Source organism: Photorhabdus cinerea, assembly GCF_011189575.1.
Taxonomy (GTDB): domain Bacteria; phylum Pseudomonadota; class Gammaproteobacteria; order Enterobacterales; family Enterobacteriaceae; genus Photorhabdus; species Photorhabdus cinerea.
This window is the reverse complement of record NZ_PUJW01000007.1, coordinates 38,280-54,600: the sequence shown is the minus strand read 5'-3', so window position 1 is coordinate 54,600 and position 16,321 is coordinate 38,280. Positions and strand designations below refer to the sequence as shown.

At 43.0% G+C, this 16,321-nt stretch carries 15 protein-coding genes; 4 read left to right on the top strand and 11 right to left on the bottom strand.

Annotated features, from left to right (window positions below; translation table 11 throughout):
* Nucleotides 1-28: 28 nt before the first annotated feature.
* From C5469_RS08350 to C5469_RS08320, 7 genes are all read right to left on the bottom strand, one after another.
* Complete coding sequence (locus C5469_RS08350; RefSeq protein ID WP_166304840.1) at nt 29-571, bottom strand: CDP-archaeol synthase; 543 nt, start codon at nt 569-571, stop codon at nt 29-31.
* The gene (locus C5469_RS08345; RefSeq protein ID WP_166304837.1) at nt 561-1,184 is read right to left on the bottom strand and encodes a CDP-alcohol phosphatidyltransferase family protein; all 624 of its coding nucleotides are present in this window, start codon (nt 1,182-1,184) and stop codon (nt 561-563) included. Before C5469_RS08345 ends, C5469_RS08350 begins: the two co-directional genes overlap by 11 nt.
* Nucleotides 1,181-2,767 carry a fatty acid CoA ligase family protein gene (locus tag C5469_RS08340; protein ID WP_166304834.1) on the bottom strand — a complete coding sequence of 529 codons (1,587 nt, stop codon included), beginning with the start codon at nt 2,765-2,767 and terminating at the stop codon, nt 1,181-1,183. Before C5469_RS08340 ends, C5469_RS08345 begins: the two co-directional genes overlap by 4 nt.
* A complete protein-coding gene (locus C5469_RS08335) occupies nt 2,764-3,819 on the bottom strand; it encodes a hypothetical protein (RefSeq protein ID WP_166304831.1) in 1,056 nt (351 codons plus the stop codon). The genes C5469_RS08340 and C5469_RS08335 overlap by 4 nt, the downstream gene beginning before the upstream one ends.
* Nucleotides 3,812-6,556, bottom strand: a complete 2,745-nt coding sequence (locus C5469_RS08330; protein WP_242689420.1) for a phosphoenolpyruvate synthase — start codon at nt 6,554-6,556, stop codon at nt 3,812-3,814. The genes C5469_RS08335 and C5469_RS08330 overlap by 8 nt, the downstream gene beginning before the upstream one ends.
* A 162-nt stretch (nt 6,557-6,718) precedes the next feature.
* Nucleotides 6,719-9,247, bottom strand: coding sequence for a phosphotransferase (locus C5469_RS08325; protein ID WP_166304825.1), 2,529 nt, complete (start codon nt 9,245-9,247; stop codon nt 6,719-6,721).
* Between the two features lie 20 nt (nt 9,248-9,267).
* Nucleotides 9,268-10,212 (bottom strand): prenyltransferase, encoded by a 945-nt coding sequence (locus C5469_RS08320; protein WP_166304822.1) that lies wholly within the window; start codon nt 10,210-10,212, stop codon nt 9,268-9,270.
* A gap of 621 nt (nt 10,213-10,833) precedes the next feature.
* On the opposite strand from C5469_RS08320, the gene ubiT reads away from it, so the two are divergent.
* Nucleotides 10,834-11,187 carry a ubiquinone anaerobic biosynthesis accessory factor UbiT gene (ubiT, locus tag C5469_RS08315; protein WP_166304819.1) on the top strand — a complete coding sequence of 118 codons (354 nt, stop codon included), beginning with the start codon at nt 10,834-10,836 and terminating at the stop codon, nt 11,185-11,187.
* Nucleotides 11,181-11,684 (top strand): GNAT family N-acetyltransferase, encoded by a 504-nt coding sequence (locus C5469_RS08310; RefSeq protein WP_166305149.1) that lies wholly within the window; start codon nt 11,181-11,183, stop codon nt 11,682-11,684. Before ubiT ends, C5469_RS08310 begins: the two co-directional genes overlap by 7 nt.
* Here the strand turns inward: C5469_RS08310 and C5469_RS08305 are convergent.
* A complete protein-coding gene (locus C5469_RS08305) occupies nt 11,657-11,968 on the bottom strand; it encodes a GIY-YIG nuclease family protein (RefSeq protein ID WP_166304816.1) in 312 nt (103 codons plus the stop codon). The two genes, C5469_RS08310 and C5469_RS08305, sit on opposite strands and share 28 nt — an antisense overlap.
* A gap of 276 nt (nt 11,969-12,244) precedes the next feature.
* Between C5469_RS08305 and bhsA the strand changes: the two genes are divergently transcribed.
* Together bhsA and C5469_RS08295 are read left to right on the top strand one after the other, a co-directional pair.
* Entirely contained in the window at nt 12,245-12,496 is a 252-nt protein-coding gene (gene bhsA, locus C5469_RS08300) for a multiple stress resistance protein BhsA (protein ID WP_166304813.1), read from the top strand.
* A 123-nt stretch (nt 12,497-12,619) separates the two neighbouring features.
* Entirely contained in the window at nt 12,620-13,051 is a 432-nt protein-coding gene (locus C5469_RS08295) for a YhbP family protein (protein ID WP_166304810.1), read from the top strand.
* A 2-nt stretch (nt 13,052-13,053) separates the two neighbouring features.
* On the opposite strand, the gene nrdG is transcribed toward C5469_RS08295, so the two are convergent.
* The 3 genes from nrdG to ridA form a co-directional block, all read right to left on the bottom strand.
* Nucleotides 13,054-13,518 carry an anaerobic ribonucleoside-triphosphate reductase-activating protein gene (nrdG, locus tag C5469_RS08290; RefSeq protein ID WP_166304807.1) on the bottom strand — a complete coding sequence of 155 codons (465 nt, stop codon included), beginning with the start codon at nt 13,516-13,518 and terminating at the stop codon, nt 13,054-13,056.
* An 18-nt stretch (nt 13,519-13,536) separates the two neighbouring features.
* Nucleotides 13,537-15,675, bottom strand: coding sequence for an anaerobic ribonucleoside-triphosphate reductase (gene nrdD, locus C5469_RS08285; protein WP_166304804.1), 2,139 nt, complete (start codon nt 15,673-15,675; stop codon nt 13,537-13,539).
* Between the two features lie 243 nt (nt 15,676-15,918).
* A complete protein-coding gene (gene ridA / locus C5469_RS08280; RefSeq protein WP_166304801.1) occupies nt 15,919-16,305 on the bottom strand; it encodes a 2-iminobutanoate/2-iminopropanoate deaminase in 387 nt (128 codons plus the stop codon).
* Between the last annotated feature and the right edge of the window lie 16 nt (nt 16,306-16,321).

Below are 16,321 nucleotides of genomic sequence, written 5' to 3'. Positions count from 1 at the left end.
CGCAGCCATTTTGCTGCGGTATTCACACCTAGAATCTCGTTTTTTTCAGCGAAAGTAAAAACAGCATATTTTTAACAATAAAGGCGCTGATTAAAAAACAGAGGAAAACGAAAAGTGCATCGATATAAGTAAGATTAAGATAAATAAAATAGGCTATTGTGACGCCAATAGCGGAATCAAGTTGATCGAATAAAATAAACAGCCGCTTATTTTGCTCTGGATGCTGCCCCGGTGCTGCACCGAGTCTCCTTTTTAGCCAGGAGTTTGGCAATTCGAAAAGAACATAGCCGAAACCCGCCAGAAACCCGGCAAATAAGCAAGAGGAAATAGTCTTGGGAATAACAGTGTCCTGCGTTTCGATACCGAGAATTAACCACAATAACGAAAATAGTGCGGTAATAATGGGTACAGCAATAAAACCACGCCAGGTTTTGTTACGGCCGAAATAACGTTGGTGTATTGGGATAGCCCAGCAGGCAAAATAGTTTTTTGTAACAATCAGCATATGTAAACAACCACCAAGGATGACGGGGATCATTAAAATCCATCCGTGATAAAAACTATTGAGCATAAAGACTCCAGAAATGAAGACCGGTAAATAAAACAAACCCTGCAAGTGTTGTACTGATGATAGTACTGAGGTTTTTGAACTTATAAAACGGGCGATCCCATAGCATAGCAATACTGAATGCAAGGAGCGCTAATGTCAGTAAAAGATGTGCCAACCATGGCGTTACAACTAAACTGACCAAAGCGTAACCGCTGACAATGAATAAGCTCCAGAATACCGGCATACCAAGATAGGAGAGTTGATTTTCATTCTTAATATTCCCGACTTCATTAAATACGGATAATCGCAGACAACCGCTAATGATCATTAAGATAATAAACAGGGAATACCAAGATTGATAACCAGAAAGATAGAGAATAATGGATGGCGAGATTAAGTAAATAAGTTGATCCATAAATCCATCAAGATAGCGACCAAATGGGCGAACAATATTTAAGTTTCTGGCTAGAATGCCATCAAGCGCGTCGCCAAGCATGGCAAGATACAAAAACGCAATAGCTAAGTAATACCAATGTTGTAATGCGGCTGCCACGGCGAGAGCGCTAAATACTGCACCACCAATAGTAATATAGTCTGCTCTGTTTAATTGGATAATGAAATGATTATTGTTCATAATTTTTCCTTATATGCAACGGAGGATAATTGGCCTTTCCTGAGCATATTTATCAGCGCGATGCGGTTTATTTTGCTGTTATGACGAATGTCGACAGGGATAGGATTAATATAATAAATACGGGTAACTAACGTAATATTCAGTTCGTCTAAAATGGCGGGTAAATCTACCGGCGTGGTGGTGCTTTCTAGGATCAGGGCTGCGCCTCCTAAAGGATGCAACACGAATGCGCTCCGAGTGACATTGGGTAGTTCATTGATCCTTTTTTCTACCACATAGGGGTGGATAATACACCCATCATCTAACACCACTTTGTCTTTTACCCGTCCAAGTAGCCAAAGCTGCCCTGTGGTATCAAGATAGCCAACGTCGCCGGTACAGTGCCAGATGCCTCCTTGTTTTCGAGGGAGTTTGTTTTCTTTCGTTGCTTGAGGGTTATCAATATAGTCTTTAAGTACATGAGATCCAGCAACCAAGATTTCACCGACATTACCGGCGGTCAGAGGCGTAATTTGCTGGGGATTGGTGGTTATCTCCCGGATACATATTTCTGCTTGTGTAACCGGTTTTCCGACCAGATAACCATCATGTGTTGCCCATTGGTTTAACTGAGTTGTCATTTCGACTGTACTGATCGGTTCGACTTCGGTAGAACCATAGACGACTAAATGCCGTGCATGTGGAAAGACAGTTAGACAGTTTTCGAGCAGTGACTTGTTGGCAGGAGCGCCACCTACGATGACAGTCCGTACATTGGGGAATGACAACCTACTATTTCTGGCATAGTCAGTGACCTTGTTCATATAGGCGGGTGCACCGCTGAGACATGTGATGCCTTTATCTTGCAATTGCTTGACGATTTTCTGTGCATCGACAGTTGCGGGATGGGCAAAGTCAAAATCAGGTAGAATACTGCTGTTGCCGCAGCACAACGAATGCAACACCATGACTGGGAAACTGTGCAGGTCGATCTCATTCTTTTCTTCGGGAAAAAGTGTCTTTATAGCGTAAAGTTGTGCTAACAGGCTGTCATGGGTGCGGTTTGCGCCTTTGGGCATACCAGTGGAGCCAGAGGTAAAGGTAATTAACCCTGTCGTATCAGGTGGTAAATCACGGCAGATAAAACTATTCAGCGGTAAATGTTGGCTGGGGGTTTCCAGCCCTTTCATGCCCCAGATACGTTGCCCAATGACAAAACGACGCAGTCGCCACAGTTCGGGGATCAGAAACCAGAATTTTCCTAACGTAGGTTGGGTAATTACTGCTGATAATTTACTGTGACGTAGTATCTCCCTGAGTTGCTTTTTAGAGAGTCCTCGTTCAAGCATAACTGGAACGAGTCCTAACCCCAAAATGGCGATAAGTAATGGGTAAAGTATCAGGCCAGGTTGAACAATCACTAACAAGCGATCGCCAGCTACAAATCCAGCTTGGGTTAACAGATGCTGGAAATGGGATGCATGAGAAAAAAAGTCCCGAAAACTTAAACTACAGTCGTTATCCAATGGTTGTGGCGCTTGCAGGGCTAAATGTTCAGGATGTTTTTGGGCTACATCGACAATTGGCTGACAAATATTTGTCATGCGATCCTCCTGTAATAAAGCGCGTATTGATGTCTGGTGGAAGCAGGAGTACTGAAAAGTCGTTCTGCGGTTTTTAATGATTTATTATCTTCGCGCATCAGAGCGCCCCCCAGGCGAGGGTGAATGCGGCTGGCGCTCCGCTCAAATGAATCATATAGCGTGTTATACAACCGGCTGCCTCGGTATTGCGGTGCGACGGCCACAGTTTTCAACAATCCGATGGTGGGTTGACCTTCTTGCAGGACTGATAGACTAAGGATTAACCCAGCAATTTCGCCGCTGGTGGTTTTAGCCAGGAATGACGCAGGATAGCGACAAAACGGTTTAATAAACTCTTCACCACAATATTGTTGGAACATTGTCCAGGATGGAGTGGTGTAAGCGAAATTTTCGCCAAAGACTGAGTCAATAAAGGAATATAATTTAACCTGTTCCTGCATCCATAATTCCGACGTTAACGGTAATAATGTTGCTTGGGGATCAGGGAGTTTTTGTGCGCGTAGATAATCTTGTCGAAAGTTGTTTGCTATTGCTTGGGTGTCATCGAATAGCGAGGTATAGCGGTAACGAGTATCAAATCCCAACCCTTCTAACAAGAGGGAATAGTAAGGAGGATTATAAGGTTCGTGCTCAAAGGGAGGGACATCAAAATGATTAAGCCGGACACGATAATGTCCGAAGGTTGAAAAGTTAATCGGTCCGTAGAGATTACGCGCACCATTTTTCTTGGCCCATTGTTCTAGGGCGCTAAACAGCATGGTGTTGCTTGCCAGGTCATGATCGGTTTCCCAAAAGCCGAAGAATGCGGCAGGTTGACCATCAACGCTATGAGGCACCAAAAGGCCGGCAAGACGGGTTTTCCCTGGAATACAGCCAATCCAAGCTTTGCTGTGATTAAACCAACAATTTTCGGGGCTGAACTGTTGCTGTACCTTTTCCTGATCTTCGCCAGGCCAGAGCGGCCAATCACGGTAAATAATGGATGGAAGGTCAAGAAAACCTTTAGGCAGTGGATTGGTTGGTGACCATTCACCCATGAATATATCAGACATGTTCACCTCCTGATGGTAACTCTTCTGTGTTGGTGTCGTACAAGCGGGTAACACTCCCCGTTGCGCCGTCCATGCGTACCCGATCACCATCTTTTAAAATTTGTGTGATAGCTGGAATGCCGACAATTGCCGGGATACCCAGTTCACGGGCTACAACAGCAGAATGAGAGAGAGTGGAACCGCGCTCGATTAATAATCCACCGGCTGTAGGGAATAACGGTGCCCAGCCGGGATCGGTACGCACTGTGCAAAGGATTTGCCCTGCCAGTGACATTTCGTCCTGTGGGTTTTTAATCAAGCGGATAGTCGTTTCAACTTGCCCTGGGTAACAACCTATGCCTTGCAGCACGCTGCTATCGGTCGGGGTCTGTTGTTCTTGGTAGGGGTAGCGGTAATCTTGCTGCTGATACAGTGAGCCTCTAATGAAAAAGTGGTGAGCTGGTTCATCTTCTGTTTCGTAGCTGGCATATTCTTGCTTGCGTATAGCCACTAAAGGCTTAAGTTGGGTTTGTACCGAGGTTCCTTCGTAGCCGCTGTAGATCTCTTCTAACGTCAGGTAGAAAATATCGCGGGGTTCAGCGAGGAGCCCTTCTAGTGCATATGCTTGACCAAGCTGTATGAAAATATCCCGGTATAGCCCAAACATACGAGTTCGGGTGAAGCGCATATTTTCCCGGTGGCGTATTGCCTGGCGCAATTTCTGCAAATTCTTTTTGAAGGCGGCCATATGTTTGGAGCCAAGTCGCTCGCGTATTTGCTGAAATGCGGTGTTTTCTGCCTGAGTACGCAATTTTCTTTCCCGGCTGGATAACGTCTCTGGTGTGAGGGTATCGATAGCAAGGTAGTTTTTTATTATCAGAAACAGAAAACTGGGATCTTGTTTTAGTGTAATGGTTTCCAGCTTCAGTTCACCCATAGTACGATCGCCATATTTTTCAATATAATCAATACATTGTTGGTGGAATGGTTCATCGAGCTGGCGTACTTGGGTTAGCAAGGTACGTGCATCGCCGTTCGTTAGCAGGGTGCATAATTCAGGATGCTGGCGCGCATATTGGCACATCTTTAACAGCACTTTGGTCGGTTGGGTGCTTTCAATATCTTCGTCCCCTGAGAGGAGATCACCTAATAGTGCAGTCGGGTTCTCAATGCCAGCAGCAGCTAGCCCCCGGTGTACTCGGCCATTAAACATCATTACGTAGAAATCATTCAGGATTGGCGTCGTCCAGCGTCGTAGCAGGTGCTCATCCAGATATTTCAATTTCTCGATCAGTTGGCCGCTGTTGCAGGTATGTAACTCTGTTCGTTTTATGGCTGCGGCATGCTGTTTAAATTGTGCTAAAAACAACTTTACCCGCTGATCCATCGTTCTGAAGGCATATAGTAGTTGCAGCAAAGCCCATCCCATTTTGGGAAGTTTTTTTATTTTATCGCCCAATGAAAGTTCTTTATCTTCAATGAAATCGACAGGATCTTCCAGCCCCATCATTCTTTCCATATCTTTCTTATTAGTTTGGAAAGAGGGGAGTAATAATAGCCCTTTATACCAGTTGTTGATGTTGTAATAGATTCTGCCTTTAATTAAGCCGAGCATATTTTCCAACATAGAACGATGCTGATTAACCTGTTTATCTGAACAACCCAAAGCACGTATTGTCTGTTCATAAACAGTGGCATAACCAGCACGGGCAAAAGAGAAAGTCAGTGGCGTGGTTATTCCACAATAAGATTCCTGAATATTAGAGTTGTCGAAGATAATACGGTGTTCGTTCTTATCATCCTGACGGGGTAATCTGGTTATTGGCCGGGTCTGTAGAATAAAGATTTGATGGTTTTGAACCGTCCACTCGATATCTTGCGGACAACCGCGTGCCGCTGCGATTTTTTTGCCAATATCTCGCAATGCATATATTTCATCATCGGATAAGGTTGGAACCCACTGTTTTTCCTCTGCGACTGGTACTGTCACTGTACCGCTGCCGTTGGCGGTATCGAAGACACTTGCTGTCCCTTTTTGCGTGATATGGCGTTCGATCTCAGGCATGGTGAGATGAACTGAAAACTCATCGGTATCGCATTCACCAGAAACTACACCTTCCCCAGTTCCCCAGGCGGATGAGATTAAGTAATGTTGTCTACTGCCGGTAACTGGGTGCGCGGTAAACATGACTCCAGAAACTTCACAGGCAACCATGTTCTGAATGATGACAGCGCTACGGATATTACCCATCGGCAGTTGTTTATGCAGGCGATATTGCAACGCACGGGTATTAAAGGCTGAAGCCATCACAGCACGTAAGCTGTCAGCAAGTGCGGATTTGCCACGCTGGAATAGGTAACTATCCATCTGCCCGGCAAAAGACGCATTGGCTGCATCTTCACCAATAGCGGATGAGCGAACAGCAAAAAACGTATCTGGGTGATTTTCTGACAACAGAGCCAGCTCTTCTTCTAATTCCGTAGGCAGAGGGAGTGATTGTAACCATTGGCGCAAAGGAGCGGCAATGGCGTCGAGTTTTTCCTGGCTGATATCATGTGGCACAGCGGCTAACTGTTCCACAATGTTGATTGCAAACGTATCGTTAACTAATAAGCTGTTCAGTACCTCACTGCTGATGACCCAATAATTAGGTACAGGAAAACCATTTTGTGTCAGCCATAATAAATTAGCCGCTTTGCCACCTAAGGAATGCTCCGCTAATTTAATAGCGCTATCTTGAGTATAGAGATATTTCATGTTATTCCACCAATGCAGCAATAGTACACTTATATATATCATGGTCTTATTTGCACATAATATTTGTGGGTTAATAGATCAATAAGACACGAATGTATTACAAGCTATTGCTGCACCCTTATTATTAGAGGAAGAGTGAATTAAATAACCTAATTCGATTGACTATTGATTCCGCGTTAATGAAATAAGCCAGCGGATAGTTTTCATCGTGCGCTCCATAAATGGATAGCCAACAACATTATGTGCCATCATATAAAGCGGGATTCTTCTCATCCAGAAATCACGTAGCGCTAGCTCATAGCCGCGATGCCAATTTATCGGGTCAAGAGAAATCCCCGATTTTTGCTCGAGCTCAATTCGGTGTAGTTCAATATAATAGGCCACACTGTTTGCATCGCTTTGCTGGTGGTCTAAGCTAAAGGCTAACAGTTCGACGAGGTCGCGTTGGGGCAGATGCAAAGTAGACAATTCCCAATCCCAGGCACATAAACGTAACCCTTCTTCCTGCTGCCGGAAAGCGATATTACGTGGATTGAAATCACCATGGATTAATGTCCGAGGCATCTGTTCGATCTCTTGCCACCATATGGCTGAGTTATCTACCCAGAACTGGAAATCTTGGTGTTCCTCGGCGGTTAATAGCTCCGAGAATGTCTGGTGAACAAAATTGCCTAGTTTTTTCCATAGGGGGCTCGTCTGTGAAACCGTATCAGCATTCGACATTTGCAGTTGTGGGAATTTCCACATTAGCTCTTCTTCTTGCCCTAACCAGATGGCGTGAATATCGGCAATTCCTCGGATAGCCGCTTCAAGGTGGTGCTGTTCCCAGGGTATTTCCAGATTAATATTGTTCATTAACACCATATCGTGAAGCAATTCTTCAATCAGGGCATAGGTTCCAGTTGCCTCGTTTTCAATCACACCATAGATGACAGGGATATAACGCATGAGCTGTGGATTTTGCTGGTTCATAATAGCTAGCTCGCGGGTATGGCTCTGGTTAAATTCAAGCTGATGTGCAAAATCCTGAAAAACAGTAAACAGCTCAGGGGAACAGTGTTTGGCGATATCCAGTATCATGTTAACGACTTCATTCCCCAACGGTTTTAGCTTCAGCATTACAGGCAGAGTGAGCTGTGCGGATGTGGTCATATCAAAGGGAAATAGACCAATTAAACGTTCCGCATAGTTTGAACTCAGCTGGGTTAGCATGCTGTGTCCATCGTCGCCAGAAAATTTGGGTTTGATGGTGGTCAGGTTAGCCCCTTGTAACACAGGGTTAAAATTTGCCTGTTGGAAGAATGACAGGTCAAGCTCTTGCGGGGTGCGCGGAATAATACCAACGGTGGGAGCTGGATGGTTACGGCTGAGTTTTTCATGCGATTGCGCAAACTCATCCGCAGCAATGGCTGACAGTGTTGAAATATCAAGAGCCAGGCAATAACTAGCGATGATCTCAGCCAGGCGAGCAGTGCCGTTTTCGTCGGTGCAGCCTAACATGTTCAGACATTCACGTTGGTGTGGTAAATAGGTACCTCCGCCGACTGTGCCTACGATCAGTGATGGCAATGTGATACAGCAATAGACGCGGTTATCGGCAGTTAATGTCATGTGCAAATGTGCTACCGAAGATTCATGTACGCAGGCGATATCTTGGCCTAAGGCTGTAAACATACCGGCGATAACATTTGCTGCATTAATATTTATACCAACCATCCCTGAAGCTGTGGCTCCTTCGCAGACATGATGATAAGCCGTGACAAGTTGTTGAGGAGTGACTCGCAGGATTTGCTGACAGGATTCAGCATTTAGATAAACCTCTGCCACTACACGCGTTCCACGTCCTTCAATAAAGGATTGATAAGCCACCTTTTTATCGCTGGAAGTATTACCGTCTATCATAAAGTGGCGCAGTGGTATAAAAGTCATTTCTGCTAACTGCTCTTGTATCCATTGGCATGCATACCAGGTACAGATGGTGGTCATATTTTGACCTGCAGCGGCGGCTGTATTGTAGATAAACTGCAAATGGACACTACGTCCAATGATGTGTGGTTTTATTTCCGTCAATTGCGCATGCTTGGAGTGACGTCCAATTTCATGTCGTAGTTCGCTGATATGTTCGTTGATCCAATCACTGAACATAATGCTATGTGAGACGCTATAAAATTCAAAACGGGGAGCTCGTATCATGCGTTGACCAAGCACACGGGCAGTCGTACCCCCTGATTGCATAATGGCTGAGGAACCACGGGATATTGACGCAATTAGGGCGGCTTCCGTGGTGGCAATCGGTGCGTAATATACCCCTTGAGCGTATTGTCCCTTTATCAATAAAGGGCCAGCAATCCCTACAGGGATTTCTATTGAACCAATAAATCCTTCAATCGTTTTTGTTAGTTTCGTCGCGTCCAGATGGGTATTTGCCACGTGTTCTAGCGTATGTCCGGTATGTTTTGCCAAATAATCTAGGCGTTTTTGCCGGGCTTCCTCGGTATATGTATAAAGATGGCGGCGGGGTAATAATTTTACCTGGGCTGCTGTTGTATGAACGGCAGATACCTCTTGGTGTTTATTGCTGAATATGTCACGTGATAATTCTGGAATTGAACCCAGTGCACAGCTCTCTATGTGAGTAGTGGTATTATCTGAGACATGACTCGCATATGATTGGATATTTTTTTGCAACATAACTATATTTCCTTCGATACCTAAGCAAACCCAAGCTTTATTAAAATGCTGGCAGCGCAAACTGAATAACCCAGAACCATAAATATTCCCACGACAGCTTCATTGCGTTTGCGATTTTGAATAGTGGGGTGGCAGAGAAATTTACCTAATTGCCACAGACACAATGCATAACAAACTACCAAGATAATTAATGCCCATAACGCAATGTCGTCAGTGGTGATATTAATTAGCCAAATCTGTAACACTAACATTATGGTGAGTAATGCCGCGATAATAGCAACTGCCCCTTTTCTGCCGAAAATAGATGAATAGGTCGGTATTTCCGGACGTTCTTCATCTGGGCCTTTACACTTGCGTGTAATTTCAAAACTAAATCCAGAGAAAAAGCATAACCCCATCAAAACCCATATTGGGAAAGTGAGTGTGAGGTTGGGACTAGCGATATTAACCAGCCACCAGATAATGAGTGGCATGACCAACATATGGGAAATGGCATACCAAGTGAGGTGCTGGTTTAACCATTCACTGATAAAGAATTCTTTCCCCATAAGACAGGTCCAGATAAAGACTAATAGCCAGGCAAAAGTGACTGAACCAACTCCCTGATCTAAAAATAAACTCCCACCCAATTGCAGGGCAATGCAGCAGATACCGAGTACTCGTAGATTTTTTAGCGTAATAATGCCGCGCTGTAATATCCTCTGTGGATGGTGTTCACAATCCAGCTGATAATCTTTATGCTCATCGAATATCCGTAATAGTAAAAAATAAGAAAAGGACATTAAGCAACCGAGCAGGATCTCCCATGATAAAACCGGCTTTTCCCCTATCGAGTAAAAAGCTACGGAATAGCTGATGATATAAAAGATAAAGAAAAGTGGCGCGTTCTGTAGCGGGAAGCGCTCATCCATCCATAGCTTTACCCTCTTACCAATGAATCTTGAATAAATATCTTGGCCTTCCATACACCATTCCTATTTATTGTATAAAGATCGAACTAATATACGTTTGTGACAAATTACAGCCCAAGGATAGTAAATCCAGAAGCAATACTTAATGAAATCCATGCGTGTTTTTAACCTTATTCCTGGGAATAACCGTAAGAAATACGTATGGACTGACGTCATACGTTAAGCTAAAAATTTGCAATCCGCTATAATCAAGATGTGTAAATTTAGATCTTAACATGCAACTTATGTTTACAATTTCTTTTGTAACTGTATGTTTATCTGTATTTTTATTTTCTCTTAAGATTGAAGGAATAACGGGCCTTGATCTCCTACTTTAGAATGATATAGAGAGTATCTGCCCTGTTATCTGCAACGATTGTATTCTCATATAGGTCTTCTGTGGGACAAATCCTCCTGATATAAAATACCGGAATGAAGTAATAATGGTTAAGAATTTTAATTGAATTAAAGAAGGGATATTTTGATTTAGAGCAGTTTATAAGCAGATGTTACCCTAATAGCTAAAAGTAAAATTTACAGCTGGTTCTGCGTTGGATTCTTGATGTAGGATCGGAAGAATATCGATGTATTTTGGCAGAATAGCTACATTACTTTATCGAGTAAGGAGTCTGAGTTGTGTTAGGAAAAATCCGCGATCTCAATCTGCGTTGGTTTATTACTGCCCATGATAATCATTTGGTTCTCAGTCGGCATGAGCAGAAAGATATTGGTCTTAACGACAAAGCCAATGATCTGATTCTGATAGCTACCCGCAAAGAAGCCTCTGATACCTTTTCCTTCCTGCATCGTCATTTGTGTATTACAGGAGAGGCTGGATTGGGGTTGTATGTTAGAAATCTAGTAGATGTAATAGTGTTAAATCCCATATTTGCTGTTCTTCGTGCGGGTTTGTTGCAATTGGATGAGTTTATTAAAATCAATTTGCTGGAGGGCGCATATCAATGCGATCATGCGCGATTATCATGTTGATTAGAGTAGAAATTCCGGTAGACGCAGCCGGGATAGATCGGTTACTACGGAAATCATTTGATGCCGCGGTGGAAGCGGAATTGGTAAAGCAGTTGCGAGAAGATGGATTACTGACATTGGGCATGGTTGCTACGGATGATGAAGGCCAGGTAATCGGTTACGTGGCATTTAGTCCGGTAGATATTAATGGCGAAGATCACCAGTGGGTCGGTTTGGCGCCGTTGGCGGTTTCTGAAGAATATCGCCGGCAGGGGATTGGAGAAAGACTGATTTATGAAGGTCTGGATAGCTTGAATGAATTTGGCTATAGAGCAGTCGTTGTTTTAGGTGATCCACGTTACTACCGTCGATTTGGTTTTACGCTTGCCAGTGAGCATCAGTTGCACTGTCAGTGGCCAACATATGAACCCTATTTTCAGATATATGAATTAGCTGATAGTTTTTTGGCTGACCATACTGGACTGGTTACTTACTCTCCACCTTTTGACCGTTTCTGAATTGATGCTAAATATTCTGCTATACAGATGGGCTGGCAAATAACCAGCCTCTCTTTTTGTTGTTTACTCAACTGTTTTACCTGATATTCCAGTCGTGAAGCATTGGATTTGTCGCCAGCATTATTGCTGAAAACCAGTTGCAATGGGCCTTTACCTCTGAGTGCTTTTGCTCCTTTACCATTTTCATGCTGTGCAAAACGGCGGTTGATATCTGTCGTTATTCCTGTGTACAGCGTTCCTGTTTTCGTTTTCAGCAAATAAAGAACCCATTGATTTTTAGCCATATAATTTTTTTCTTAATTTTTTATTTCTGATATTTGTATTTTGCTCAAGTGGTCTTTCTATATTATTTTTCGGAATAATTTATCTTAAGTTATTATAATATAATAGATTTATTAAAACTTGTTACATATCAATTTCCTGGATATAGCATTAATTATTCAAAAATTTTGAAATAAAATAGCAATAATTGCTAATTTTTATTCTGTCAGTTAGAGCATAATATGATCCACGTCACAGAGAGTAATTCATTCCATTAAAAATTGATCAAGGATCATGTTATGAAAAACGTAAAATATATCGCTGCTGCTTTGGCTTTAAGTGCTATCTCTTTTGGAAGTATGGCGGCAACTGAAGTTCAATCTTCTTCATCTCCTAAAGTTGGTGTGGTTTCTGTAACGGGAGCTGATACCTTGGAAAGCTTGAGTGCCGAATTGTCCAAAAAAGCTGACAAAGCTGGTGCATCTTCTTTCCGTATTATCTCTGCTAGTGGTAAGAACCAATTGTCAGGTGTTGCTGAAATCTATAACTAATTTATAGTAGAGCATACTGAACCCTGATTCTGTCAGGAGATATCAGAACACGCCGCAGGATGATGTTTATCCGGGCGTGGTTCTGGGTATCCGGGCAGATAAAATCCTTCCATTGGGGGGAGTGTGAATACCACCGAAAACTTTCAGCTTATTCGTCAATACCTCGCAAGACAGCATGTCCTTACGCTTTGCACCGCCGCTGATGATGATATTTGGTGTGCGAGTTGTTTCTATGTTTTTGATGCCGATAAGATAGCCTTTTTGTTTATGACTGAATCCCATACTCGGCATGGTGAAATGATGCAAATAAATCCACTGGTTGCAGGTACGGTTACTGGACAGATCCGTAATATTGCACAGATAAAAGGTATTCAGTTCAAAGGGGAAGTCATTTGTCTTGAGGGTGAAAAAGATAAAGAGGCCAGAGCACGTTATTGTCGCCGCTTTCCAGTGGCAATTGCTGCCAAAACACCTGTCTGGCAACTGAATCTTAGTGAAATAAAGATGACTAATAACATGCTGGGATTTGGTAAGAAAATCTGCTGGCAGCGATGAAATTATCTTAATTTATGAATAATCTGGTTGTAACTGCCACGCCACAGTAAACCGGGATCATAAAGTGCTTGTACAAATTTCCCATCCACTAGCACATTAATATAGCTGACAATTTCCTGTTGAGCTTCATTAAGGTCATCTAAAAGATAGCCAGTCCAGATCCAGATGTCCTTTTCAGGACATTCTGTCTTGACCCGTCTTACCAATTTCAGGATTACCGGTATGTTATGTTTATGCAGAGGATCGCCGCCAGACAGAGATAACCCTTGTCGTTTAATACGGCTATCCTGTAAGTCAGCAATAATACGGTCTTCTATTTCCTGCGTAAATGGGCGACCAGAATTCACTCGCCAGGTGCTTTTGTTATAACAACCGGGACATCGATGTTCGCATCCCGCGACGAATAGTGTGCAGCGAGTTCCGGGACCGTTAACCACATCAACAGAGTAATATTGGTGATAATTCACTTTCTTTGCCTGTTTTAATTAGCCTAACCGCCCATTTGTCAGATGTTTTACTCTGCGTTTTACTTCTTCCTGTTTACCTGCGTTGAATGGACGAGCGTCAGGACTCCCCAAATAACCGCAGACGCGGCGGGTTACTGATATTCTTGAAGGTTGATGATTGCCACAACGAGGGCAGGTAAATCCTTTGCTGGTACAGGAGAATTCACCCGTAAATCCGCAGTCATAGCACTCGTCAATGGGTGTATTGGTTCCATAATAAGGGACACATAAGTAGCTGTAATCCCAGACATCTTCCAATGCTTTCAAATTATGTTGTAGGTTAGGATATTCGCCATAACAGATAAAACCGCCGTTTGCCAGTGGTGGATAAGGTGCTTCAAAATCCAATTTATCGTAAGGGTTGACCTTCTTTTCAACATCTAAATGAAAGCTGTTGGTGTAATAGCCTTTGTCTGTCACTCCTTTGATAACACCAAATTCAGCGGTATCAAGGCGGCAGAAACGGTCACATAGATTTTCACTTGGTGTACTGTATAGGCTGAAACCATAGCCGGTTTCTTTCTTCCATTGATCAGTTGCTTTTCGCAGATGGTTAATAATTGAGATAGCCTTTGCACGTAATTGTTGATCATCAAATAGATGAACCTGATCGCCATACAATGCGTTAATGGTTTCATGAATGCCAATATAGCCCAGAGAGATAGAAGCTCTGCCATGCTTAAAGATTTCAGCAATGTTATCATTCGCTCTTAAGCGAACCCCACATGCACCTTCCATATAAAGGATTGGGGCAACTCGTGCTTTGACCCCTTCCAGACGGGTAATACGGGTCATCAATGCTTGCTTCGCCAGCATCAGACGTTCATCTAGTAATTGCCAGAAATGTTTTTCATCTCCTCTGGCTTCGATGGCAATACGGGGCAGGTTTAGGCTGATAACGCCCAGGTTATTGCGTCCTTCATGAATTTGCTTTCCATTTTCTTCGTAAACATTGAGGAAACTGCGGCAGCCCATTGGGGTTTTAAAGGAACCCGTGACTTTAACAACCTGATCGTAATTAAGAATATCAGGATACATCCGCTGGCTGGCACACTTGAGAGCCAGTTGTTTGATATCGTAGTTAGGATCACCAGGCTTATGATTCAGGCCATCACGGATAGCAAATACCAGTTTGGGGAATACTGCTGTTTTGTGGTTCTTGCCTAAACCAGCAACGCGGTTACGCAGAATGGATTGCTGGATTAGGCGAGATTCTTTTGAAATACCAAGACCAAAGCCAAAAGTGACAAAAGGTGTCTGTCCGTTGGTGGTATGCAGAGTATTAACTTCATATTCCAGTGACTGGAAGGCGTCGTAACACTCTTTTTCGGTCTGTGCTTCCGCGAAGGATTTTTTATCGGCAATATCCCATTCTGTAGCAATTGCTAATTGTTTGTCATAGCTAGCTTTAACAAATGGTGCTAACACCTCGTCTATACGGTTAATTGTGGTACCGCCATAAATATGGCTAGCAACTTGAGCGATAATTTGAGCAGTGACTGCGGTTGCGGTTGAAATGGATTTCGGCGGTTCTATTTCAGCATTACCCATCTTGAACCCGTTGGTCAGCATGCCTTTTAGGTCAATTAACATACAGTTGAACATCGGGAAAAAGGGTGAATAATCTAGGTCGTGGTAGTGGATTTCACCTATTTCGTGAGCTAATACCACATCACGCGGCAGAATATGTTGTTTGGCATAATGTTTGGCAATAATTCCTGCCAGCAGATCGCGTTGAGTGGGGATAACTTTACTGTCTTTATTGGCATTCTCGTTGAGCAGGGAAATATTACTTTGCTCAACTAAGCCACGGATCTCCTGATTAAGACGGCTATGTAACTCTCGGGCAATATCTCTGTCGTGACGATATTCAATATAGAGACGGGCAAGGTGCTTATAGTTGCCCGCCATTAATTGATTTTCTACTGCGTTTTGAATATCCCATATATCAACTTGTTTGTGATTAGCCATTAATTGCGTTACTGCGGATGCAACTTGAGCACAATATTTATCATCTGTGACGCCAGCAGTGGAAGCGGCCCGTTTTATAGCATCTCTGATACGTGCTTCATCAAATGGCGCTTGATGACCATCTCGTTTTATCACAACAGTTTTCACAATATGGCTCCTTGAAAGTGTTATCCATAGGTATCGACAATACCAGTTCTGGTATTTATATGGATAAATCTATATGTAGGTTGTGTTTTATATTTAAGCACAACATATAGTAAATTAAAGCGAAATAATAACGACTTGATTTGATCTAAGACAAAGAATAGTCAGCTATGTTTGGAGGATGGAGAAAAGTAAAAACCCTTAGTTAGCGACTAACTAAGGATTTATAAAAGTGGAACTGGAGGATTATCTACGAATCGCGATAGCTTCAATTTCGATTTTAACGTCTTTTGGCAGACGGGCTACTTCAACACAAGAACGTGCTGGAAAAGATGCATCGTGTTCTTTGAAGAATGCTTCATAGGTAGAGTTAACAGTGCCGAAGTCATTTAAATCCTTAACGAAAACGGTCGTTTTAACAATGTCACCTACAGTCAGACCTGCTTTCTCAACAATAGCTTTAACGTTTTCCAGTGATTGACGAGCTTGAGCAGCAATATCTTCTGCTACATCACCTGTTTCTGGATTTACCGGAATCTGCCCAGAAGTGATGATCATGCTGCCCAGATCAACACCCTGAACATATGGACCAATTGCAGCAGGGGCTTTATCGGTATTAATCTCGTATGACATAGGTTCTCCTGTTAAT

What these genes read in the sequence shown, in the direction of transcription:
- C5469_RS08320 (WP_166304822.1), bottom strand. Translation starts at nt 10,212, where the DNA reads ATGGAAGGCCAAGATATTTATTCAAGATTCATTGGTAAGAGGGTAAAG.
- C5469_RS08330 (WP_242689420.1), bottom strand. Translation starts at nt 6,556, where the DNA reads ATGAAATATCTCTATACTCAAGATAGCGCTATTAAATTAGCGGAGCAT.
- C5469_RS08305 (WP_166304816.1), bottom strand. Translation starts at nt 11,968, where the DNA reads ATGGCTAAAAATCAATGGGTTCTTTATTTGCTGAAAACGAAAACAGGA.
- C5469_RS08325 (WP_166304825.1), bottom strand. Translation starts at nt 9,247, where the DNA reads ATGTTGCAAAAAAATATCCAATCATATGCGAGTCATGTCTCAGATAAT.
- bhsA (WP_166304813.1), top strand. Translation starts at nt 12,245, where the DNA reads ATGAAAAACGTAAAATATATCGCTGCTGCTTTGGCTTTAAGTGCTATC.
- C5469_RS08350 (WP_166304840.1), bottom strand. Translation starts at nt 571, where the DNA reads ATGCTCAATAGTTTTTATCACGGATGGATTTTAATGATCCCCGTCATC.
- C5469_RS08345 (WP_166304837.1), bottom strand. Translation starts at nt 1,184, where the DNA reads ATGAACAATAATCATTTCATTATCCAATTAAACAGAGCAGACTATATT.
- C5469_RS08340 (WP_166304834.1), bottom strand. Translation starts at nt 2,767, where the DNA reads ATGACAAATATTTGTCAGCCAATTGTCGATGTAGCCCAAAAACATCCT.
- C5469_RS08310 (WP_166305149.1), top strand. Translation starts at nt 11,181, where the DNA reads ATGTTGATTAGAGTAGAAATTCCGGTAGACGCAGCCGGGATAGATCGG.
- ridA (WP_166304801.1), bottom strand. Translation starts at nt 16,305, where the DNA reads ATGTCATACGAGATTAATACCGATAAAGCCCCTGCTGCAATTGGTCCA.
- C5469_RS08335 (WP_166304831.1), bottom strand. Translation starts at nt 3,819, where the DNA reads ATGTCTGATATATTCATGGGTGAATGGTCACCAACCAATCCACTGCCT.